Origin of the sequence: Rhizobium sp. G21 (assembly GCF_014158035.1) — a bacterium.
In the GTDB taxonomy this organism is placed as follows: domain Bacteria; phylum Pseudomonadota; class Alphaproteobacteria; order Rhizobiales; family Rhizobiaceae; genus Rhizobium_E.
On record NZ_JACFXW010000001.1, the window covers coordinates 3,295,275 to 3,309,613 of the forward strand.

Annotated in this window: 14 protein-coding genes, 1 tRNA gene and 4 pseudogenes; 9 read left to right on the forward strand and 10 right to left on the reverse strand. The window is 63.4% G+C overall.

Going from position 1 to position 14,339, the window contains the following annotated elements; translation table 11 throughout:
- The first annotated feature begins 62 nt into the window (after positions 1-62).
- Positions 63-884 (forward strand): mechanosensitive ion channel family protein, encoded by an 822-nt coding sequence (locus H2O14_RS16490; RefSeq protein WP_182828501.1) that lies wholly within the window; start codon positions 63-65, stop codon positions 882-884.
- Between the two features lie 281 nt (positions 885-1,165).
- Here H2O14_RS16490 and preA read toward each other — a convergent pair.
- The 4 genes and pseudogenes from preA to H2O14_RS16510 form a co-directional block, all read right to left on the reverse strand.
- Positions 1,166-2,478: pseudogene (gene preA / locus H2O14_RS16495) on the reverse strand (NAD-dependent dihydropyrimidine dehydrogenase subunit PreA).
- Between the two features lie 17 nt (positions 2,479-2,495).
- Positions 2,496-3,826, reverse strand: a pseudogene (locus tag H2O14_RS16500) (NAD(P)-dependent oxidoreductase).
- A gap of 33 nt (positions 3,827-3,859) precedes the next feature.
- A complete protein-coding gene (locus H2O14_RS16505) occupies positions 3,860-4,048 on the reverse strand; it encodes a hypothetical protein (protein WP_182828502.1) in 189 nt (62 codons plus the stop codon).
- A 54-nt stretch (positions 4,049-4,102) separates the two neighbouring features.
- Positions 4,103-5,005, reverse strand: a complete 903-nt coding sequence (locus H2O14_RS16510; RefSeq protein WP_182828503.1) for a helix-turn-helix domain-containing protein — start codon at positions 5,003-5,005, stop codon at positions 4,103-4,105.
- A gap of 161 nt (positions 5,006-5,166) precedes the next feature.
- Between H2O14_RS16510 and pobA the strand changes: the two genes are divergently transcribed.
- From pobA to H2O14_RS16535, 5 genes are all read left to right on the forward strand, one after another.
- Complete coding sequence (gene pobA, locus H2O14_RS16515; protein ID WP_182828504.1) at positions 5,167-6,336, forward strand: 4-hydroxybenzoate 3-monooxygenase; 1,170 nt, start codon at positions 5,167-5,169, stop codon at positions 6,334-6,336.
- Positions 6,337-6,480: 144 nt separating this feature from the next.
- On the forward strand, positions 6,481-6,882 hold the full coding sequence (locus H2O14_RS16520) for a DUF2325 domain-containing protein (RefSeq protein ID WP_182828505.1): 402 nt from the start codon (positions 6,481-6,483) through the stop codon (positions 6,880-6,882).
- Positions 6,879-7,130, forward strand: coding sequence for a hypothetical protein (locus H2O14_RS16525; RefSeq protein ID WP_182828506.1), 252 nt, complete (start codon positions 6,879-6,881; stop codon positions 7,128-7,130). The genes H2O14_RS16520 and H2O14_RS16525 overlap by 4 nt, the downstream gene beginning before the upstream one ends.
- Positions 7,131-7,132: 2 nt before the next feature.
- Entirely contained in the window at positions 7,133-7,453 is a 321-nt protein-coding gene (locus tag H2O14_RS16530) for an antibiotic biosynthesis monooxygenase (RefSeq protein ID WP_182828507.1), read from the forward strand.
- Positions 7,450-7,833 (forward strand): VOC family protein, encoded by a 384-nt coding sequence (locus tag H2O14_RS16535; protein WP_182828508.1) that lies wholly within the window; start codon positions 7,450-7,452, stop codon positions 7,831-7,833. Before H2O14_RS16530 ends, H2O14_RS16535 begins: the two co-directional genes overlap by 4 nt.
- A 2-nt stretch (positions 7,834-7,835) precedes the next feature.
- Here the strand turns inward: H2O14_RS16535 and H2O14_RS28920 are convergent, their stop codons facing one another.
- The 5 genes and pseudogenes from H2O14_RS28920 to H2O14_RS16555 form a co-directional block, all read right to left on the reverse strand.
- Complete coding sequence (locus tag H2O14_RS28920; protein ID WP_312858685.1) at positions 7,836-8,294, reverse strand: hypothetical protein; 459 nt, start codon at positions 8,292-8,294, stop codon at positions 7,836-7,838.
- A gap of 11 nt (positions 8,295-8,305) precedes the next feature.
- Positions 8,306-9,025: pseudogene (locus H2O14_RS28925) on the reverse strand (RNA polymerase sigma factor); the annotation flags it as partial.
- A gap of 78 nt (positions 9,026-9,103) precedes the next feature.
- The gene (locus tag H2O14_RS16545) at positions 9,104-9,526 is read right to left on the reverse strand and encodes a YciI family protein (protein ID WP_182828509.1); all 423 of its coding nucleotides are present in this window, start codon (positions 9,524-9,526) and stop codon (positions 9,104-9,106) included.
- 97 nt (positions 9,527-9,623) lie between these two features.
- Positions 9,624-9,991 (reverse strand): annotated as a pseudogene (locus H2O14_RS16550) (DUF423 domain-containing protein).
- Positions 9,988-10,395: a group II truncated hemoglobin gene (locus H2O14_RS16555; RefSeq protein ID WP_182828510.1), complete on the reverse strand. Its 408-nt coding sequence runs from the start codon at positions 10,393-10,395 to the stop codon at positions 9,988-9,990. Before H2O14_RS16555 ends, H2O14_RS16550 begins: the two are co-directional and overlap by 4 nt.
- 216 nt (positions 10,396-10,611) lie before the next feature.
- Between H2O14_RS16555 and H2O14_RS16560 the strand changes: the two genes are divergently transcribed.
- From H2O14_RS16560 to H2O14_RS16570, 3 genes are all read left to right on the forward strand, one after another.
- Positions 10,612-11,400 carry a ThuA domain-containing protein gene (locus H2O14_RS16560; protein WP_182828511.1) on the forward strand — a complete coding sequence of 263 codons (789 nt, stop codon included), beginning with the start codon at positions 10,612-10,614 and terminating at the stop codon, positions 11,398-11,400.
- An 18-nt stretch (positions 11,401-11,418) separates the two neighbouring features.
- Positions 11,419-12,465, forward strand: coding sequence for a Gfo/Idh/MocA family protein (locus tag H2O14_RS16565; protein ID WP_182828512.1), 1,047 nt, complete (start codon positions 11,419-11,421; stop codon positions 12,463-12,465).
- Positions 12,466-12,594: 129 nt separating this feature from the next.
- Positions 12,595-12,671: transfer RNA gene (locus H2O14_RS16570), tRNA-Arg, on the forward strand.
- A 295-nt stretch (positions 12,672-12,966) separates the two neighbouring features.
- On the opposite strand, the gene H2O14_RS16575 is transcribed toward H2O14_RS16570, so the two are convergent.
- Positions 12,967-13,917 carry an MYG1 family protein gene (locus H2O14_RS16575; RefSeq protein WP_182828513.1) on the reverse strand — a complete coding sequence of 317 codons (951 nt, stop codon included), beginning with the start codon at positions 13,915-13,917 and terminating at the stop codon, positions 12,967-12,969.
- Positions 13,918-14,339 lie beyond the last annotated feature (422 nt).

Sequence of the window (14,339 nt, forward strand, 5' to 3'; positions counted from 1 at the left end):
CAAGATGGAACCTGCTTGGGAATTCCCGCGTTCCCGATCATTGTTTCGGATAGGACGGCTTCATGAACCCTCAGACAACGGATTTTCTCGTCGCCAGCCGCGCGGCCATCACTCAGCTTACCGGCCTGGCCGTGCATTATTCGCTGTCTCTGGTCGGCGCGATCCTGCTGTTTCTCGTCGGCTGGATGCTGTCGCGCCTGCTGCATCGCTGGACGTTGAACGGCCTCAGCCGCATCAGGCATTTCGATGTCACGCTCGCGCATTTTCTCGCCAATGTCGTACGTTACGCCGTTCTCATTCTGGTGGCTGTCATGGCGCTCGGGCAGTTCGGCGTCCAGACGACGTCGATCATCGCCACGCTCGGCGCCGCCGGCCTCGCCATCGGTCTGGCGTTGCAGGGCACGCTGCAGAACATCGCTGCCGGCATCATGCTCCTGATCCTGCGGCCTTTCCGGGTGGGAGAGACGATCGAGACGCCGCAGGTGGCTGGCACGGTCACCGAAATCGGCCTGTTTGCCACCGAACTCCGCACCGCCGACGGCCTGTTCCAGCTCGCGCCGAATTCGGCGCTGTGGAACGTGCCGGTGAAGAACTATTCCCGCCTGCCGACCCGCCGTTACGAAGTGGCCGTCACCGTGCCGGCGACGGAGAATCTCGCCGGCTCCGAAGAGCGTCTCCTCGAACTCGCCCGTCGCGACGACCGTATTCTCGACGCGCCGGCGCCGGTCGTCTCGATCAAGGAATTTTCCACTGAGACGGTCACGCTGGCGCTGTCCGCCTGGGTGAAGACGGGCGATTATGGCGCGGCGACCCGCGATCTGACCCGGCGGGTGAAGCTGGAGTTTGATGTGAAGCCGGACACGGCGCCGGGGTTAGCGTCCTGACCTGAGTGCAGTTTTTTCTGAGCCAGACTGTCGACGCTCCTGCTCGGCCATAAAGCGGCTCATTTCCGCCAACACGTCTTCCTGGGTCAGGCTGGGCCGAGGATCGTTCAGCGAGCGACGAATTCTGGAGACGATGTCGGTAAGGTCCGTATCTGTCTTCATGGCTTGGGCCCGAGTGAATGAGGACAGAACATAGCAGGGCCAAGGCTTCATTCCAATGCGCCGTCACAGCCGTCGCGCGCAGAAAAATGGCCGGCGGTTGTCCGCCGGCCGAGCTTGTCTTACTCCGCCGCCTGCTTCGCCATCGGATTGTTCGGATGGGTCGTCCAGTTGGCGTAGTCACTGGTCACGGTCTTGCCGGTGCGCGTGTCGGTCTGGCCGGCGGCCAGCGGGACCATGGTGATGCAGTTCTCGACCGGGCAGACGTCGACGCAGAGATTGCAGGCGACGCATTCGTCCTCGATCACCTCGAAATGCCTGACGCCGTTGACCATGGCCGTGATCGCCTGGTGGGAGGTGTCCTCGCAGGCGATGTGGCAGCGGCCGCATTTGATGCAGAGATCCTGATCGATCTGGGCCTTGGCGATGTAATTGAGGTTGAGATACTGCCAATCGGTGACGTTGGGCACGGCGCGGCCGCGGAAATCCTCGAGCGTGGCGTAGCCCTTGAATCCATCCAGTCCGACAGGCCGGTGATCATCTCCTGGACGATCTTGAAGCCATAGGTCATGGCGGCGGTGCAGACCTGCACATTGCCGGCGCCCAGCATCATGAATTCGGCCGCGTCGCGCCAGGTGGTCACGCCGCCGATGCCGGAGATCGGCAGGCCGCGGGTTGCGGGATCGCGGGCGATTTCCGCAACCATGTTGAGCGCGATCGGCTTCACCGCCGGGCCGCAATAGCCGCCATGCGTGCCCTTGCCGTCGATCGAGGGCGTGGGCGAGCAGGTGTCGAGATCGACGCCGGTGATCGAGTTGATCGTGTTGATCAGCGACACGGCGTCGGTGCCGCCGGCATGCGCCGCGCGCGCCGGCTTGCGGATATCGGCGATGTTCGGCGTCAGCTTGGTGATCACGGGCATGCGAGTATATTGCTTGCACCAGCGCGCGACCATCTCGACATATTCCGGCACCTGGCCGACGGCGGCGCCCATGCCGCGCTCGCTCATCCCGTGCGGACAGCCGAAATTGAGCTCGATGCCGTCGGCGCCCGTCTCCTCGACCAGCGGCAGGATGGCCTTCCACTCTTCCTCGACGCAAGGGACCATGATCGAGGCGATCAGCGCCCGGTCCGGCCAGTTCATCTTCACCTGCTTCATTTCTTGCAGGTTGATCTGCAGGGGCCGGTCGGTGATCAGCTCGATATTGTTGAGGCCGAGCAGGCGGCGGTCGGCGCCCCAGATCGCGCCATAGCGCGGGCCGTTGACATTGACCACGGGCGGGCCTTCCGAGCCCAGCGTCTTCCAGACCACGCCGCCCCAGCCGGCCTTGAAGGCGCGCTCGACATTATAGGCCTTGTCGGTCGGCGGCGCCGAGGCGAGCCAGAAGGGGTTGGGGGATTTGATGCCGACGAAATTATTGCGGAGATCAGCCATGTCTCTTCTCCTCGCGCTCAGTTGAGCGACTGGTGAATGGATTCGGCGGCGTCGCGACCCATCGCGGCGGCCGATACGGTCAGGTCGTCGCCGCCCGCGGCGCAATCGCCGCCGGCCCAGACGCCTGCGATGGAGGTGCGACAGTGCTCGTCAATGGCGATCTTGCCGCCGTCGAGCCTGATCGTCTCGACGCCTGCGACATCCAGCTTCTGGCCGATCGCGGTCAGCACCTGATCGCAGGCGATGGTCAGCTTGTGACCATTGCCCTTGAGCTGGCCGTCTTCGATATGGGTGTATTCGAGCTCGATCGCCGAGACATGGCCGTCCTTGTGATGGATCTCCACCGGCTTCAGCCAGTGGCGGATCAGCACGCCTTTCTGGGCGGCGAGATCCTGCTCGAATTCCGAGGCGTTCATGTTGTCCTTGCCGCGGCGATAGCAGATCGTCACCTCTTCGGCGCCCAGCAGCTTGGACTGGATGGCGGCGTCGATGGCGGTCATGCCGCCGCCGATCACCACCACGCGGCGGCCGACCGGCACATCCGCCTTGCTTTCGGCGGAGCGGAGATTGGCGATGAATTCGACCGCGTCGATGACGCCGTTGATATGGTCGCCGGGAGCATTGAGCGCGTTCACGCCGCCGAGGCCCATTCCGAGGAAGACGGCGTCATGCTTCTGACGGAGGTCCTCGAGCGAAAAGTCACGGCCCAGCATCTGGCCGTCGAAAATGTCGATGCCGCCGATGCCCAGGATATAGTCGACCTCGCGCTGGGCGAAATCGCCGGGCGCCTTGTAGGCGGCGATGCCGTATTCGTTGAGGCCGCCGGCCTTGGGCCGGGCGTCATAGATAGTGACGGCATGGCCCTTCATCGCCAGGCGATGGGCGCAGGCGAGGCCGGCGGGACCCGCGCCGACGATGCCGATGGTTTTGCCGGTCGAAGGCGCGCGTGTGTAGAATTGCTTGTCGGCGGCCATGGCCGCGTCGGTGGCGTAGCGCTGCAGCCGGCCGATTTCCACCGGCTTGCTTTCGGCGGTGTTGCGCACGCAGGCTTCTTCGCACAGCGTTTCGGTGGGACAGACGCGTGCGCACATGCCGCCGATGATGTTCTGGTCGAAGATCGTCTTGGCCGCGCCGATGGCGTTGCCGGTCGAGATCTGCCGGATGAACAGCGGAATGTCGATCGAGGTGGGACAGGCCGTCATGCAGGGCGCGTCGTAGCAGAAATAGCAACGATCGGAGGCGACGAGCGCCTCATGCCGGTCGTAGGCGGGATGGAGATCGGAAAAGTTTTCCTCATAGCTTTTGGGTCGAGCCGGCCGCTATGGAGGCCGGGGGCGAGATTGACCATGGTTGCGTTCCCCTTCTTGTTTATGGGGAAAAGCTAGCGCAGGTCGAAATATTTATCAAACGGTAAAATTTTTGCAGAGCAATAAAACTCCCGCCTATCCTTGACCGGGATCAAGAAGAGTATCGCGGCAAGCGCATACGCGCCGCCGGTTGACGGCGATGAAAGTTGATGAGGAAAGTATAGTTCTTTTTCGTCCGAATCATCTTGCGATGCGGCGATCATCTCTCGCGGATGCAAAGAGCGCGGCCGACCGGGCGTCCGGCCGGCGCGGGCTCATTAAGCCGCCAGGCTGTGATTCTGCTGGCGCGCGCGTTCCTGTTCGCGGAATTGACGCGGCGTTTCTCCGGTCTCACGCGCGAAGAAGCGGGTGAAATAAGCGGGGTCGGCAAAGCCGAGCGCATAGGCGATTTCCTGGGCGGTCATGATGGTGAAGACCAGGTCGCGCTTGGCCTGGGACACGATTTTCTCCGACAGGAGATCGTTCATCGTCTTGCCGGTCTGGGCCTTGGTGATGCGGTTGAGATGCGTCACCGAGATGCCCAGTTCCCGGGCGTAGAACTCCACCGGCAGATGTTCGCGGAAATGGCCGGCGATCAGTTCGTTCAGCCGGGCGATCCTGAGGCCGTCGCGATCGGAGACGCCGTCGCGGCTTTCCGCCTCCATCACCATATCCGAGGCCAGCGCCAGCACGATGCCGAGATAGGCTTCGACTAGCCCGAAGCGCGGGCCGAAACTGGCGTTGACCTCGCCTTCGAGGCGTTCGAGCGTTTCCTTGAGATAGGCGGTATCGCGATGCTCCGGATCGAGCCTGAGCATGCGCGGTTCGCGGATGAAGGCCGAGACGCGCGACGGGTGCGCCGCCTGTAGCGGCAGGCGCCGGGTGATGGCCGTCAGCACCTGCCCATCCACATCCGGCGAGAACCGAAAGCCGTGGCTGACCTTCTCCGGCACGAAGACGAGACAGTCCGGCGCGAGCCGATGCAGCGCCTTGCCGATCAATGCATCGCCGGCCCCGGCGCGAATGTGCAAGATCTGAAAAAGAAAGTCGTGCTTGTGTTCCTTGATTTCCCATTTGTAGCGGCTGCTGCGCTCGGAGATGGATTCGGCATGAATCCAGAAATCGGGCAAAGCTTCGCTCGCCTCTCCATAGAGGCCGTATGTGGGTACCGTCTGTTTCATGCCTCCTCCTGGCGTCCGATCCGAGCCTCTCCTCCAAGCTCATGGTCGGATTGTGCAATTCCATGCATGGAAACTGCATTCAAAGAGTGTGACCGCCGATTTATCTTTTTGCAAGAGACAGAAGCGGTCATTCGCTAAAATTGTCGGCATGGGAGGAAAACATGCGCACACAGGTCGCGATCATCGGCTCGGGTCCGTCCGGATTGCTGCTGAGCGCGCTGCTCGATCGGATCGGCGTCGACACCGTGGTGCTCGATCGGGTTGACCGGGATTACATTCTCGGTCGCATTCGCGCCGGCGTGCTCGAAAGCGGCACGTCGATGCTCCTCGATCAGGCCGGCGTCGGCGCCCGCATGCATCGCGAGGGCCTGGCGCATGATGGTTTCGAACTGTCCTTCGGCGGTCGACTCTGCCGCGTCGACCTGAAGGCGCTGACCGGCCGAAACGTGATGGTCTATGGCCAGACCGAACTGACCCGCGACCTGATGGACGACCGCGCGGCGCGCGGCGGCAAGACCATCTACAACGCCCGGAACGTCACGCCGCATGATGTCGAGAGCGAAAAGCCTTATGTGGCCTATGAGCTCGATGGCGTCGAGCATCGCATCGATTGCGATTTCATCGCCGGTTGCGACGGCTATCACGGCGCGTCCCGCGCCTCCGTCGAGGGCAGGGGGCTCCGGCACTACGAGAAGATCTATCCGTTCGGCTGGCTCGGCGTGCTCGCCGACGTGCCGCCGGCGCATGACGAACTGATCTACGCCAATCACCCGCGTGGCTTTGCGCTCTGTTCGCAGCGCTCCAAGGTCCGCAGCCGCTATTACGTGCAGGTTTCGCTGGACGATAAGGTCGAAGCCTGGTCCGACGACGCATTCTGGGATGAACTGCGCCGCAGGCTTCCGGAGGATGTGGCGGAGAAGGTCGCCACCGGCCCGTCGATCGAAAAGTCGATCGCGCCGCTGCGCTCCTATGTGGCCGAACCCTTGCGCTTCGGCCGCCTGTTTCTGGCCGGCGACGCGGGCCATATCGTGCCGCCGACCGGGGCCAAGGGCCTCAATCTCGCGGCGTCCGATGTGCATTACCTGTTCGAGGGTCTGCGGGATTTCTACGTCGACGGCGCGATGTCCGGCGTCGACGCCTATTCAGCCAGGGCTCTGTCACGCGTCTGGAAGGCGGAGCGCTTCTCCTGGTTCATGACCACGCTGTTGCATCGCTTCCCGACCTCGAGCGAATTCGACCTGCGCATCCAGGAGGCGGAGCTCGACCACATCGCGACATCGGAAACGGCGCGTCGGTCGGTCGCCGAAAACTACGTCGGCCTGCCTTATTGAACGCTCGCGGCGAATTTCGGACGCGGCATTCTGGGCGCTATTTAACATGACAAAATCCATCATGTTTAATCTTTACTTTTATAGTCATGTTATGTATCCCTTGCCTCGAAGCGGCGGTCGCCGCGCCAGCACGACGAGGGATCCATGGCGAAGAAGAATGGCAGGGGGAAGGGCGGTCAGGCGGCGTCTCGCGAGCGCGTCGAGTCCGGCGGCGACGGCAAGGCGGGTCTCAAGGGCCGCTCAATTCTCTATGTGGGAGGACGCGATTGCCAGGTCGCCCATCTTCGCCAGATCGCCGAGAATTTCGGCGCCGAACTCATTCATCACGATGGCGGCCTGCGCGAGGCCGTCTCGCGCATCGACACGGTCCTGCCCTCCGTCGAATGCGTCTTCTGCCCGATCGACTGTATCAGCCATGACGCCTGCCTGCGCGTGAAGACCGGTTGTAAGAAGACCGGCACGTCCTTCGTGCCGCTTCGCAACGGCTCCAAGTCGAGTTTCGAACGCGCGCTGCAGGAGATGCATCAAAGGACCGCGCGGGCGTGAGCGACAAAGACCCATTCCTGATGATCGGGCTGCACAGACTGGCGGCCGAACGCGGCGACGGTTTCGCCCCGGAACTGCTGCAACTGCTTCTCGAACGCGGCCGCCGCGACCTCCAGGCCGCCCGGCCCATGGACCTTGATGTCGCGGACGATCCGATGCAGCATGGGTCGGACGCAAAAGCGCCGGGCTGCGGCAACGACAATGTCGTCGCCTTTCCCGTTCGCGCAAAACGAAATCCGGGGAGATGACCATGGCCGGCTATCTCGCGATGAACCGCTTCAAGGTGGCGCTCGGGCAGGAGCGTGAATTCGAAGACGTATGGAAAAACCGCGATTCCAGCCTTGACGCCGTTCCCGGCTTCGTCGAATTCCGCCTGCTGCGCGGAAAGAGCTTTCCCGAGGATGGCTATACGCTGTTCTCCTCGCATACGCTCTGGGCGTCGGAGGAGGATTTTCTCGCCTGGACCAAGTCAGACAATTTCCGCCAGGCGCATAAGAATGCCGGCGATCACCGCTCCCTCTATGTCGGTCCGCCGCAGTTCGAGGGCTTCCGCGTGGTCGAGGGCGCATGATTCCCGAGGTGATCGAGGACGCCGACGTCATCGACGTTCTGCCGGTCCTGCCGTCGCTGTCGATCGCCGAGACCCGTGACTTCTACCGTGACAGGCTCGGCTTCAATGAGATCGTCCATGAGGCGGACGACTATCTGATCGTCCGGCGCGTGTTCGCCGGACGGCGCATGGAGCTGCATTTCTGGCTGACCGACGATCGTCGTCTGCCGGAACTCAGCTCCGTCTACCTGCGCGGCGGCGGCATTGTGGCTTTGCACGCCGAATATTCGACGCGCGACCTGCCGGACCTCTCACCCCTGCAGATTCGCCCCTGGGGCATGCAGGAGTTCTACATTCGCGATCCGCATGGCAATCTCCTGCGTTTCGGGAGGGTGGTTTAGGGTCATTCCGCTCTCTCCCGGCATCGATCACGCCGCTCGCGCAAAAAGTCGCGCTCGCGCGCGTTGCCGGCGAGACGCATGGCCGCCTCATAGGCGCGCCCGGCCTCATCCCATCGCTGCAATCGGAAAAGCGCGTCGCCCCGCGCAGCGTGCAGCGGACCATAGCCATCCAGTTCGTCCAGGCTGGCCATGCCGTCAATGAGCGCGAGCGCCACTTTCGGTCCGCGCGCCATACCGGCGGCAATGGCGTGGTTGAGCGCCAGGACGGGCGAAGGGTTGAGCGCCAGAAGCGCCGCATAGGTGGTCTCGATCTCGGCCCAGTCGGTGTCCTCCCAACGCCGTGCGCCGGCGTGACAGGCGGCGATTTCCGCCTGCAGCCTGTAGGGGCCGGGATGCGCAGACAGCGAGAGCGCGCCCGGGCGAGCGCCTCCAGCCCCTGGCGGATCAGGAGACGGTCCCACCGTCCGCGATCCTGCTCGGGCAGAGCGATGAGCGCGCCGCCCGCATCCACGCGTGCGGCAAAGCGGGACGCCTGCAGATCCATGAGCGCCAAGAGCGACAGCGCTTCGGCTTCATGCGGCAGCCGGGCCGCCAGCATGCGGCCGAGCCGCCGCGCCTCGCCGGCGAGATCGGCGCGCAGCGCCGCGTCGCCGCCGGTGGGCGCATAGCCCTCGTTGAAGATAAGATAGACCACTTCCAACACGGAACCCAGCCGCCCGGCGAGTTCCGCGCCGCGCGGGACGAGATAGTCTGCGCCGGATCCGGAAAGCGTCGCCTTGGCCCTGACGATCCGCTGCGCCATCGTGGTTTCGGACACCAGAAAAGCGCGGGCGATTTGCCCGGTCGTCAATCCGCAGACCAGTTTCATGGTCAGCGCCGCCCGGGCGTCCCGTGTCAGCGCCGGATGGCAGGCGGTGAAGATCAGCGACAGCACCTCGTCGCCGATATCATCGTCGAGCTGAGCGTCCACAGCCGCGATGGCGGCGCCGCCGTCGTCTTCCGCCTCGACCAGCGCCATATGTTTGCGGGCCATCATCCGGCCGTGACGAAGATGGTCGATGGCGCGGCGCTTGGCCGTCGCCATCAGCCAGGCTTGCGGGGATAGGGGCGGTCCCCGCTTCGGCCATTCGACCAGCGCCTGCGCCATCGCGTCTTGCGCGAAATCCTCCGCCAGCGTCGCATCGCGCAGCATCCGGGCGAGCGTCGCGATCAATCGCGGACGCTCGATGCGGAACACGGTGTCGATCAGGCGGGGGATGTCCTGCACGGATCAGCCTTTCGGCAGGGCTTCCTGGAGCCGGTCATGAAGGGCTGTGGTCTCCGCCGACATGGCCTCGGCGAAGTCCGCCATTTCATAGAGAGGGCGGATCTCGATCTCGCTCGGACCCAACATCGGGTTCGGGCAGCGCTTCACCCATTCCACCGCCTCGTCGAGATCGCGGACTTCCCAAAGCCAATAGCCCGCCACCAACTCGCGGGTTTCGGCGAACGGACCGTCGATCACCCGGCGGTCGGGCCCGTCGAAGGCCACCCGCTTGCCGGTTTTCGACGGCTTCAGCCCGTCGCCGGTCAGCATCACGCCGGCCTGAATGAGCTCTTCGTTGAACTTGCCCATGGCCTGCATCAGTTCATCGGTCGGCAGAACGCCGTTCTCGCTGTCTTCCGTCGCTTTCACCAACACCATTACGCGCATCGTCTTTTTCCTCTGATTCCGGAAGGTCCACGCCTTCCACTCCCCAGACGAGCGACTATGACCGCATTCGACAGGCGGCGAAACTTTTTGTAAAGGCTCAGGGCGTGCGCGCGGGCGCGAAGGCGCCGGCCGCCACGGCGATCCAGCCGAGGATCATCATCATGCCGCCCGTCGGCGCCGACATCGGGAAGAGACCGTGGCCCAGGCGGGTGCGAAACAACAATAGATCCGCTGCAAACAGAAGGCAGCCAAGGCCGACCAGCAGGCTGGCGACAAAGGCGGTGCGGATCCGCCCGTAACCGAGGTACAGACCGAGAAGCGCCGGCGCCTGCGCCATGCAGGCGGCGGCGGCCGCGCCGACCAGCCGGGGTCCTCGCCATGGGCGGCCATGGCCGACAGCGCCACGCCGGTCGCGCCGAGCGCGCCCGCAAGGAACAGCACGATGCGGGGATAGATCTCCTTCATGCCGGGCCTCCCGCCTCGTCTCGGTTCTGCATATGGAAGGCGAGCCGTTCGATCGGCGCCCAGATGATCTCGCGCAGCTTGGGATGGCTGATCGTCTCGTCCATCGCCTGCTTGAAGCACAGCATCCATTCGTCGCGTTCGGCCGGGCCGATCGGCGCGACGAAATGCCGGGCGCGCAAGCGGGGATGGCCGTATTTGTCGGTATAGAGCGGCGGGCCGCCGAGATAGCCGGTCAGATATTCGTAGAGCTTCTCCTCGGCGCGGCTGAGATCGGGCGCGTGGATGGCTCGGCAACGCGCGGCTTCGGGCAGCGTATCCATCAATTCATAGAACCGGCGGGTCAGCGCTCTGATGGTCGCGTCGCCGCCGATGGCGTCATACAGGGTGATCGTCTCTTCGCTCATCGGTCCTGTTTGGCCTTCCGGATGCGGCCCGTCAATGCGGCAAATCAAACCCGATCCCGCCCGGCTTCCGGGAGCTGAAAATATTTTCGGCGCGAGACGGGAATTTGAAGGCGAGGGGCCTTGCAAGCCGAATGGCGACTGCGTAACGTCATGAAAAATTGAAAGCGGTTTCAATTTCTGTCCGATCCCATCCTAGCCATCCCTATGGAGGAACCCATGGCCGTCCGCACCATCGTCTGGGGCGAAAACATCCACGAGCAGACCAATGCGGTCGTGCGCTCGATCTATCCCGAAGGCATGCACACCACGATCGCTCAGGCGCTGAACGTCGATCCGGCGATTTCCGCGACGACCGCGACCTTGCAGGAGCCCGAACACGGCCTGACCCGGGCCCGTCTCGACGAGACCGACGTGCTGGTCTGGTGGGGCCACAAGGATCATGGCGCGGTGGCCGACGAGATCGTCGAGCGCGTCGCTCATCGCGTATGGGAAGGCATGGGCCTGATCGTGCTGCATTCCGGCCATTTCTCGAAAATCTTCAAGCGGCTGATGGGCACGCCCTGCGCGCTGAAATGGCGCGAGGCCGGCGAGCGCGAGCGCGTCTGGAACGTCAATCCGGGCCACCCGATCACCGAGGGCATCGGCGAGCATTTCGTCATCGAGAACGAGGAAATGTATGGCGAGCACTTCTCGGTGCCCGAGCCGCTCGAAACCGTGTTCGTGTCTTGGTTCCAGGGCGGCGAAGTGTTCCGCTCCGGCCTGACCTGGCGGCGCGGCCTGGGCAATATCTTCTATTTCCGTCCGGGACACGAGACCTATCCGACCTATCACCAGGCCGAGGTGCAGCAGGTGATCCGCAACGCGGTGAAATGGGCCAAGCCCACCCGGACAACGCCCTATAAGGCGATCCACGACGCGCCGAACGTTCCCGTCGGCAAGACGCTGGAGCCGGTGGAAGAGCGCGGGCCCACTCTGCACCAGGCCGGCGAAGCCGGTTATCGCTGACATCTGGGGATCGTTTCAATGCGACTTTTGATTCTCGGCACCGGCGGCATGGCGAAGAACCACGCCATGTCTTTCAAGGCGATCGACGGCGTCGAGGTGACGGCGGCGGTGGATGTGGACGCCGCCCGCGTGGAGACCTTCGCGCTGGCCCACGGCATCCCCAACACCTTCACCTCGCTCGAAGACGCGATCGCCTGGGGCGAATTCGACGCGGTGGCCAATGTCACGCCCGACCGGGCCCATCATCCCACCACGATGCGGCTGATCGCGGCGGGCAAGCACCAGTTCTGCGAAAAGCCCCTGGCGGAAAATTACGATCTCGCCATGGAAATGACCGAGGCGGCGGAACAGGCCGGTCTCATCAACATGGTCAATCTCAGCTATCGCAACGTCGCGGCGCTGCAGACGGCGCGGGCCATGGTGCGATCAGGCGAAATCGGCTTCGTCAAGCATGTCGAGGCCTCCTATCTGCAGAGCTGGCTGATCTCGAAAGCCTGGGGCGACTGGCGCACCGAAAGCCAGTGGCTGTGGCGGCTCTCCACCGCGCATGGCTCCAACGGCGTGCTCGGCGATATCGGCATCCATATCCTCGATTTCGCCTCCTACGGCTCCGGCCTCGACATCGCCCATATCTTCGGCCGGCTCAAAACCTTCGACAAGGCCGAAGGCGGCAAGATGGGCGACTATGTGCTCGACGCCAATGACAGCTTCACCATGTCGGTGGATTTTTCCAACGGCGCGCTGGGCGTCATCCACGCCACCCGCTGGGCGGCCGGCCACTACAACGATCTCAAGCTGCGCATCTATGGCGACAAGGGCGGCATCGAGATCGATCACAAGCTGACCGGCACCAAAATGCGCGCCTGCTTCGGCGACAACACCGAAACGGCCGAATGGATCGACGTCGAACCCGAGGCGACGCCGACCAATTACCAGCGATTCGCCGAGGCCGTGAAGACCGGCGTCAACGGCGAACCCGACTTCCGCCACGCCGCCAGCCTGCAAAAGGCGCTCGACCTGGCGTTTGTCACCGAAAAGGAGCGCATCGAGCAGGCGCTCCTCTGATCCGACACCCGGGGCCGCCCGCCGGCCCCGGGTCTGCCTGCCGCCAATAATCCGCATTTTCACCATTGAAGACCGGCTGCGTCTGGGCTAAGACGAAACCATCGGACGCGGAGATTCTCCGCAAGGCATGCACCCGTAGCTCAGCTGGATAGAGTGTTGGATTCCGATTCCAAAGGTCACAGGTTCGAATCCTGTCGGGTGCGCCAAAAACGCTTTAAAATAATTCAATAAATTCTCTTGGCGGGCTGCGCCATCCCGTCCCGCAGAGAAACACACCGTTCACGCTCCCCGGCGAGGGTGCGTGAGACTGGTCGACGCGGTGTTCGCTCGGCGGAATGCAAGGTAGCAGGACGCTTGGCGCGGCAGATCAAGGCCAGGCCTACAAGCGGCCCTGTGAGATCTGGCGCGAGCAAAGCTTCTGCGCCAAGCAGCGGAAGGCCTGTGAAGATGCTGGCCGCCATTGCATTGGCGGACCCGTCGCCTCTTCGTCAACGTCAAAGATCACCCAGCCGTGGCCACTTGAACTAAACCAACGGACATAGCCTCACGCACGGCCAGTTCCGCCATGGCGAGCGCCGCCTCGCGCGTCGCGGCGGCGGCGATGAAGCGGCCATTGTGGCAAAAACTCGCACCGTCTACGCCGCAAGCGGCCTCCAGATCGCGATTGGTCAGTCCAGCCCAAGCCGCAGGCAGATTTGCCCGCAGCTCAAATCCCTCTTCCGCGCGTCGGATGCCGGTCAGACACCAATCCTTGTCGCGCGGGTGAACAACAAATAGCAGATGATCAGCGCCCGCCTTCACGATGGCGGAGCGGAAGGGCATGCCCATGGGGAGTTCCAGAATACGCCTTTGGCCCGCGTCCTCGATCGCCTTTTGCACCAGCGCCTCGGCCCGCAATTTTGCGGCGCTTTGGGCAATCCTCGCCTCCACGAAACGACGCGCAATGGCCAGGGCGTCTTGGAATGCGCGATCTTCGGCGTCCGGGCCTACCTCGTCGAAAACGGGTTTTAGGGTTTCCAGCAGAGCCGGCAACGTCAGTCCTGCCAGCGGCCCCGCGATGGAGGGGCTGAGCGCGCCATTGTCCATAAGATCGATCGGCAGAACAAAGCTGGCGTCGAAAGAGGCGTGCAGGACCTCGATATGCCCTTCGGGAATGTTTGAGGCGGCGAGATAATCACGGCCATAATGCTTCCAGACCAATCCGAAGGAACTATAGGGTTGGCCATCCTCGCGCAGCGGAGCGCCGCGCTGATGGTGATCGAAGATCTGCGCTGAAGCGTCATAGACGCCGCCCACGTCGTAGATGATCCGGTCTGCGCCGGGCGTGATCCACTCCGGCGCCCTGCTGCGGATCAGGCGAGCCTGCGGGAAAAGCTGCGTCAGGATCACGCTGGACAGCAGTTCGTCGGCATGGAAGCCGCCGGAATGGGTGACGAGGAAATTCGGGATCATACGGGGATGCGCCTGTTGTTCGCGTTCAGCAGCAGATAGCCTGCGTAAGACTTCATCTCAACCCGCCATTCGGCCAAGCAATGTTGATTTTGCGCCGGTGCCGCCTGAGTAGTGCCGTCTTTTGCTCGACATTCGCCGTGAACCGTCCATGCCTCGCATCGTCGCCGACACGTATCTCGTCGCCGCCGCGGTGTGGCGCTCGCGTTCCGTGACCTGTCTGCGGGGGGCGTCGTACCGCGCGCTTGCGACTAAGCGGCCCGATTGAGTGATCGCATGGAGCCGGCTGTCGAATGTACAATCTTCCGCAGCGTTCACCAGGGATCAGGCGCAACGGGTGATGTCATGTCGAGCAACCAAAGGCATAAATTCCTCAAATCTGAAGCATCTATGCTGATCTGTCACCCGCATTGCGGATCTGTCTA